This window comes from Nitrospirae bacterium CG2_30_53_67 (assembly GCA_001873285.1).
GTDB lineage: Bacteria > CG2-30-53-67 > CG2-30-53-67 > CG2-30-53-67 > CG2-30-53-67 > CG2-30-53-67.
Map to the genome: position 1 here is coordinate 1 of MNYV01000047.1, position 7,232 is coordinate 7,232.

Below are 7,232 nucleotides of genomic sequence, written 5' to 3' on the forward strand. Positions count from 1 at the left end.
CTGATCCGCGATGGTCAGGAAAAGCTTCTCATGGAAAATATCGACACCATCCGCCGGCAGGAAGATAATCTGGTTCTGCGGGATATTTTTGGGGAAGAAAAGACGGTGAAGGCAAGGTTTCATGAAGCGGATATGCTGCATCACCGGATTGTTTTGGAAGAGATTTCCTGAGAAGATCCACTTTGTGCCTTGATGTCTTGGCGGCAAAAAGGTTTAAAAAAAGGGGCCTGACACCCAGAGGAGGGGGAGGTGAAAGGCCCCTTCGGCTTTCACCGGGAATCCGGATCAGAGGAGAAACCGTTTCCCAATGTAAGCCATTTGGTCGCTTTTGCCCCCTGCAGCCATCTGCAGGGAATTTTTGAGTTTCTAAAGAGTTTTTTGTTTCATTCACTCCCTAACCCTGCGGCAGACTGCAGGGTTGTCACTTGCTCTGCATGCTCAAACCAGGACCGCCCCTCGACCTGGTTCAGATTGAGTGATCTACTTGTTCTTCCTCCATTCAGCAGACCCAGTACGGCCCGTTCAGCATCGTCGCGATCTTCCCGGATCGTTTTTATCCCTTTAACAGATAGGAGTTCTGAAATCGGTTCCGGACAATCTTTGACGATCACCGTTTTGCAGTCCTCAACCGCGGCCATGATCCCGTGGATCTGAGTCCTTTTTGACCGGGCATGGATCCTGCCGTTTCTGATCTCGTAGATCAGGAAAATGAGGCTTCCGATCAGATGACCGCTGATCCTTTCTCCATCATTGGACGGCACGGCGATCTTGAACATTATTTCGGCCCTCCTCCGCAGCCTGGTTCGGGCTTTTCGGTTAAGACCCATGAATCAGGGCCGGCCCCGCATGGACAAAGCTCCGGCGGCTCCTTGGCAGCGGGAACTTCCATCATGCAATCTTCACAGATATAAACCTTGATCATTGTTCTATCCCTCCTCTAAGCGTCTACGGTTTCACGGGCCTTTCGCCAGCCTTCTTCTTGAAGTTTTCTGGCCCGGCTGATGCTCCATTCCCGTATCATCTGCAGATACTTTGCCTTATCGGTTTTGGCCACCTGGGCCAATGCCTCCTTCTCCTTGTTGGCCTGGTGAAGGTCCGTGGGCGTAAATCCCTGCCATGTGGAATACCCCTCATCGAAGATCAGATCCGGAGTGACGGCTTCTTTGCTCAGCCCCATCTTCGCTGCATAGAGGGAGACGACCTCCATGTCATACTCGATGATCCAGCCGTTATCACGGATCATGGTCCCGGCATTAAAGCCAACATCCTCGCTGCAGGAAGGGCAGTAGATGGTCTTGACGGTCTCGTAAGGAAGAATCGAATTCAAGTGATGAAGACGCGCCGCTTCTTTACCGCAAGCGCATTCTTTTTCAATGGCCATGCACATGATGTAAACCTCCTCTTTTAAAATCCTAATAAATCAATCGGTTAACATAAACTATACTAAAATCATTCTGTTAATCATGAATATACACGGTCCTTTATCCTTTGTCAAGGGTCTCTTGAAAAAAAAGATTGACTCATATCAACCCCAGTGGTAGGTTGTCGGCAAAGAACCTTTTCAGGTGCTGAAAAGCCTAAAAGGGAAGAGGGTGAGAATCCCTCACGGACCCGCCGCTGTGATCGGGTTGTGTCATCGCAAAGTGGTCCTGTTCGTAAATATGGTGAAGCACCGAGAGGGTCGTAGGGCGGTCTCATCAAGGCGCGCGACTGCGGCGTACCCCATGTGGTACGCCGCAAAGAGCGGAACGCCGACGAGACGGCGCTACGGCACTCGAATGCCGCCGTATTTACGAATAGGGCCACTCAAAACCACTGTCTGCCTCAGGCGGACGGGAAGGTGCGATGAACTTCCTCCAACCGGACGTTGGAGGCGCCCGTAAGTCAGAAGACCTGCCTGATATGGAAAAATGTTCACCGGACTTCGAGGCTTAAGGGTGGTGAATGCGTGATCGTTCAGACCCCGTTTTCCCTTTGGAAATCCGGGGTTTTTGTTTTTTGAGAGGCATCTCCGAAGCAGGAGATTAAGACATAAGGGTCCAAGGGGCCTAGGGGCCAAGGGGTCAAGTGAACCACTCGAACCCTTGAACCCTTGAACCCTCGAATCCTTCCACAAAATGGAAGAGGAGCCTTTTTCTGGATATGGGAAGATTCACCTTGATCATCGGTGGTGCGAGGAGCGGGAAAAGCCGGTTCGCCCTGAAGATAGGAGAGAAAGTCGGAAAGGACCGAATCCTTGTGGCCACGGCCCGGTCCACCGACCCCGAAATGGAGGGGCGTATCCTGAGGCACAAACTGGAACGCGGACCCTTGTGGGAGACATTCGAAGAGCCGCTCGATGTCGTCTCCCTGCTCGGTTCTTTTCAGTCCGGCGCCCATGTGGTCGTGATCGACTGTTTGACCGTGCTTCTTTCCAACCTGATGATTGAAAGGAAGTATGAAGATGAGGAGCTCCTGTGCGAGATCGACTCCCTCGCCTCGGCCGTTCATAAGTCTCCCTTTCCGGTGATCGCCGTGGCCAATGAGGTGGGCATGGGTCTGGTTCCCGCGGAGCCCCTGGGGAGACGGTTCAGGGACCTGGCGGGCATGGCCAACCAGCGTCTGGCAGAAGCGGCTGACGAGGTTTTTCTGGTCACGGCGGGAATCCCGCTTTGTCTAAAAAAATTGGAGATGCATGATGAGTGACAATGGGATGCAGAAGATCAACGAGGTGATCCGCAGGATCAGGCCCATGGACCCGGACCTGGACCGACGCGTACAGGCAAGGTTGGATGATCAGGTCATGCCCCTCCGCGCTTTGGGGAGGATCCAGTCCCTGGGAAAGCAGGTGGCCCTGATTCAGGGCAAAGAGCGGCCCGAGATCCGTCACAAGAGGATCTTTACCTTTGCAGGTGATCACGGTGTGGTGGAGGAGGGGGTTTCGGCCTTTCCTAAAGCAGTGACCCGGGAGATGGTGCGAAATTTCGTGAGGGGCGGCGCCGGCATCAATGTGCTGGCCCGGCATGCGGGCGCCGAGGTTGTGGTGGTGGATATGGGAGTGGACGGCGATCTTCTGGAGCTTTCGGGGATTGAACATCAAAAGGTGGCGCGGGGGACCCGGAATTTCACACAGGGTCCGGCCATGACCAGGGAGCAGGCCGTCTCGGCAATCAACATCGGGATCTCCCTTGCAGAGAAATACGGCGATCAAACAGACCTCATCGGCACCGGAGACATGGGGATCGGGAACACCACCCCCAGCAGCGCGATGGCGGCCGTGCTCACGGACCGGCCCGTGGCCCAGGTCACGGGGAGAGGGACCGGCATCGGGGACGAGGCGCTGCAGCGGAAGATCCGGGTGATCGAAAAGGGGATTGCAGTGAACCAGCCGGACCCTTCGGATCCTCTCGACGTCCTGCACAAGCTCGGCGGTTTTGAGATCGCCGGGATTACAGGCCTGATCCTCGGTGCGGCGGCCCGCAGGATCCCGGTGGTCATCGACGGGCTGATCTCCACGGCCGGGGCCCTGATCGCTTATACCCTCGCGCCCCAGACGGCTCCTTATATGATTGCCGCTCACCGTTCCGTGGAGATCGGCCACCAGGTCATGCTCGACCGGATGGGACTTCAGCCTCTCCTCGATCTCAATCTCCGTCTGGGAGAGGGGACCGGAGCGGCCCTCGGTTTCTTAATCGTTGAAGCGGGGGTCAAGGTCTTGAATGAGGTTTTGACATTTGCGGAGGCGGGTGTGTCGGAGAAATCATGATGATCGATGATGGTATGATTCGTGAATGGCCCCGGCGGTTTGCCACGGCCTGGCGGTTCCTGACGATCATCCCTCTGGGTCCGGAGGCGGACCTCTCTCCGGAGAGGCTGGGGAAGTCCATGGCCATGTTTCCGGCGGTGGGGCTGGTCCTGGGGCTGATCCTGGTCGGGCTCCATGCTCTTCTTGGTTACGTATTCCCAACATTGCTTGTGGACCTCTCGGTGATTTCATCGCTGATCCTCATGACCGGAGGTTTGCATCTGGACGGGTTTGCGGATTCGATTGACGGACTGGCCGGCGGCAGGAACCGGGAAGAGATTCTGGAGATCATGCGGGACAGCCGGGTCGGGGTCATCGGGGTCATTGCGCTCATTCTCCTGATCTTCTTCAAGGTGGTCTCCTTGGACCAGTGCCCCGAGAGATGGAAGCCGGGCCTGCTGCTCTGCATGCCCTGCATGGGCCGATGGTCCATGCTTCAGATGTCCGCCTTTTCCAGATATGCCAGAGAGGGGGAGGGGACCGGGAGGGCCTTTGCCGATTTTTCGGGGCGGCCGGAGTATCTCGTGGGGTTTGTCTTTACCTCTGCGGCCGTGATTCCGGCCCTCGGGCTCAAAGGGCTCCTGATCCTCGGCCTGATCGGGCTTACGACCTATCTCACGACCCGGTTTTTCGAGGCCAGACTCGGAGGGGTGACCGGCGACACCCATGGGTTCACAGGGGAACTGAGTGAGGCCCTTTTTCTCTTGCTGGGAGCGGCCGTGTTATGAAACCAATAAGAGCGCATCAAGTTCGGACCAGGGTTTATATCGCCAGGCACGGACAGGTGGAAAACTTCATATCCGGGGTCTACAACGGGCAGACCGATGTGCCGATTACACAGGTGGGGCGGGAGCAGATGCTCTCCCTGCTGGACAGGGTACGGGGCTGCGGCATCTCCGCGGTCTATTGCAGTGACCTTTTCCGTACGGTGGAGGGAGCGGAGATCATCGCCGGAGGCCTGAACCTCCCCTACGAGAAGCTCCCGGGGCTCCGCGAGCGGAACTTCGGGGACTGGGAAGGTCTGACCTACGAGGAGATCGGAAGGGACTATCCGGATCTTTTCGGCTATTGGCAGAAAGACGTGACCGCGGTTCGGCCTCCCGGAGGCGGAGAGAGTTCCTATGACCTTTCCGAACGGGTGCTCAAGACCTATCTCCCTCTGCTGGAGAAACACAGTGGCGGGAATATCTTCATCGTTGCGCACGGCGGCGTGAACCGTCTGATCCTCGCCCATGCCATGAAGCTTGAGATCCGATACATCTTCAGGATGGACCAGGCCTTCGGGTGCCTGAACATGATCGATTATTATGACGACGGGTTTGCACACGTGAAACTGATAAACGGGGTATAGGAGCTGACATTGAAACGTTTCGTCATTGCCGGTGTCTCGAGCGGTGCAGGGAAGACCACGGTCTCTCTGGGGCTGATGGCTGCGTTCATGGAGGATGGGCTTTCGGTCCAGCCGTTCAAGACCGGTCCGGATTTCATTGATCCGCTCTTTCACACAAAGATCTGCGGCCGCTCCTCACGCAACCTGGATGGATGGCTCATGGGAAGAGAGGCTGTCCTCTCCTCGTTCCAGAGGGCATCCCTGGGTGCGGATATCTGCGTGGTTGAAGGGGTCATGGGACTCTTCGACGGGTATGACGCAAGGTCCGAAGCCGGCTCCACGGCCGAGATCGCCAAGTGGCTGCATGCGCCCGTGATCCTCACGGTGGACGCCCGCTCCATGGCCCGAAGCGCGGGCGCCCTGGTCCGGGGGTTCGAGACGTTCGATTCGGCACTCAATGTCGCCGGGGTAATCTTCAACCGGATGGGGAGCGAGAGGCACATGAAGTGGCTGACCCAGGCCGTGGAGGATCACTGCGGGGCGAGGTGCCTGGGAGGACTCTTGCCGGATGCAGATCTGACCCTGCCCGAGCGTCATCTGGGGCTTTCCACGGATCAAGTGGGCCGGATCGACGAGGCCTGGATCCGGAGACTGGCTCTCGGCGTCCGGCAGGGGATGGATCTTTCAGGGCTCCTCGACCTTGCCGAAGCAGGACCGCTTCAGCCTTACAGTGACCCGTCCGGCACGCCCCATGTGGGTAAGGGAGTCCGGATCGGCGTGGCCATGGATGAGGCCTTCTGTTTCTACTATGAAGACAACCTTGACCTTCTCCGGGACATGGGGGCTGAACTCATCTTTTTCAGTCCGCTTCATGATTTGCGCCTTCCCGGGAATGTGGACGGGCTTTATCTGGGCGGAGGGTATCCTGAGGTCTATGCGGAACACCTGAGTCAGAACCAATCCCTGCTTATGGAGGTCAGGGAGGCGGCGGAGTCCGGGCTCCCCATCTATGCGGAGTGCGGCGGCATGATCTTCCTTTCCCGGGGGATCTATGATGCGGGGGGGGACCTCTATCCCATGGCCGGTGTCTTCCCCTTTGAAACCGAGATGCTCACCCGTCGGCAGGCACTGGGATATGTCACGGTCATCCTGGAGGAGGAGAACCTGCTGGGGAGCCCCGGTGATGTGATCCGGGGGCACGAGTTTCATTACTCCCGGATCAGAGAGATGGGCGGCGCTGTGCGGTGCACCACATCCGTGCAAAAACGGGCCGGAGAGGAGAAATACCCCGAAGGGTTCATGGTGAAAAACACCTTCGGGAGTTATGTCCACCTCCATTTCGGTTCCCAGAAGAACCTTGCCGGCAATTTGGTACTGAGGATGAAACAGGCCCGGGCCAAGACCGGGTAAAGAAAAGAGGATCATCTCCAAAAGAGTGGGTGAAAAATCAGGGGTCAAGGGGTCAAGGATTCCAGGGGTCAAGTGAAGTGCTAAAGACATAAGGGGCCGAGGGTCATAGGGTTCAAGGATTCCAGTGTTTTTCTCTGGAGATTTTGCTTGCGTTTAAGTATTTCACTTGACCCCTTGAACCCTGGAATCCTCGAACCCTATGACCCTCGGCCCCTTATGTCTTTAGCACTTCACTTGACCCCTGGAATCCTTGACCCCTTGACCCCTGATTTTTCACCCACTCTTTTGGAGATGATCCTCTTTTCTTTACCCGGTCTTGGCCCGGGCCTGTTTCATCCTCAGTACCAAATTGCCGGCAAGGTTCTTCTGGGAACCGAAATGGAGGTGGACATAACTCCCGAAGGTGTTTTTCACCATGAACCCTTCGGGGTATTTCTCCTCTCCGGCCCGTTTTTGCACGGATGTGGTGCACCGCACAGCGCCGCCCATCTCTCTGATCCGGGAGTAATGAAACTCGTGCCCCCGGATCACATCACCGGGGCTCCCCAGCAGGTTCTCCTCCTCCAGGATGACCGTGACATATCCCAGTGCCTGCCGACGGGTGAGCATCTCGGTTTCAAAGGGGAAGACACCGGCCATGGGATAGAGGTCCCCCCCCGCATCATAGATCCCCCGGGAAAGGAAGATCATGCCGCCGCACTCCGCATA

At 56.8% G+C, this 7,232-nt stretch carries 8 protein-coding genes and 1 other annotated feature; of the genes, 5 read left to right on the plus strand and 3 right to left on the minus strand.

The window, feature by feature from the left end; translation table 11 throughout:
* Positions 1-383: 383 nt before the first annotated feature.
* Complete coding sequence (locus AUK29_02700) at positions 384-776, minus strand: hypothetical protein (GenBank protein ID OIP65430.1); 393 nt, start codon at positions 774-776, stop codon at positions 384-386.
* 161 nt (positions 777-937) lie between these two features.
* Positions 938-1,387: a hypothetical protein gene (locus AUK29_02705; protein OIP65431.1), complete on the minus strand. Its 450-nt coding sequence runs from the start codon at positions 1,385-1,387 to the stop codon at positions 938-940.
* A 159-nt stretch (positions 1,388-1,546) separates the two neighbouring features.
* Positions 1,547-1,916 (plus strand) — a binding site (cobalamin riboswitch).
* Between the two features lie 226 nt (positions 1,917-2,142).
* Between AUK29_02705 and AUK29_02710 the strand changes: the two genes are divergently transcribed.
* The 5 genes from AUK29_02710 to AUK29_02730 are packed head-to-tail and all read left to right on the plus strand — an operon-like array spanning position 2,143 to position 6,524.
* Complete coding sequence (locus tag AUK29_02710; GenBank protein OIP65432.1) at positions 2,143-2,685, plus strand: bifunctional adenosylcobinamide kinase/adenosylcobinamide-phosphate guanylyltransferase; 543 nt, start codon at positions 2,143-2,145, stop codon at positions 2,683-2,685.
* A 7-nt stretch (positions 2,686-2,692) separates the two neighbouring features.
* On the plus strand, positions 2,693-3,745 hold the full coding sequence (locus AUK29_02715; GenBank protein ID OIP65433.1) for a nicotinate-nucleotide--dimethylbenzimidazole phosphoribosyltransferase: 1,053 nt from the start codon (positions 2,693-2,695) through the stop codon (positions 3,743-3,745).
* A gap of 14 nt (positions 3,746-3,759) precedes the next feature.
* On the plus strand, positions 3,760-4,512 hold the full coding sequence (locus tag AUK29_02720; GenBank protein ID OIP65437.1) for a cobalamin 5'-phosphate synthase: 753 nt from the start codon (positions 3,760-3,762) through the stop codon (positions 4,510-4,512).
* A complete protein-coding gene (locus AUK29_02725; GenBank protein OIP65434.1) occupies positions 4,509-5,135 on the plus strand; it encodes a hypothetical protein in 627 nt (208 codons plus the stop codon). The genes AUK29_02720 and AUK29_02725 overlap by 4 nt, the downstream gene beginning before the upstream one ends.
* A 9-nt stretch (positions 5,136-5,144) precedes the next feature.
* Positions 5,145-6,524, plus strand: a complete 1,380-nt coding sequence (locus AUK29_02730) for a hypothetical protein (protein OIP65435.1) — start codon at positions 5,145-5,147, stop codon at positions 6,522-6,524.
* Between the two features lie 306 nt (positions 6,525-6,830).
* Here the strand turns inward: AUK29_02730 and AUK29_02735 are convergent, their stop codons facing one another.
* Positions 6,831-7,214, minus strand: coding sequence for a hypothetical protein (locus tag AUK29_02735; GenBank protein ID OIP65436.1), 384 nt, complete (start codon positions 7,212-7,214; stop codon positions 6,831-6,833).
* Positions 7,215-7,232: the final 18 nt, after the last annotated feature.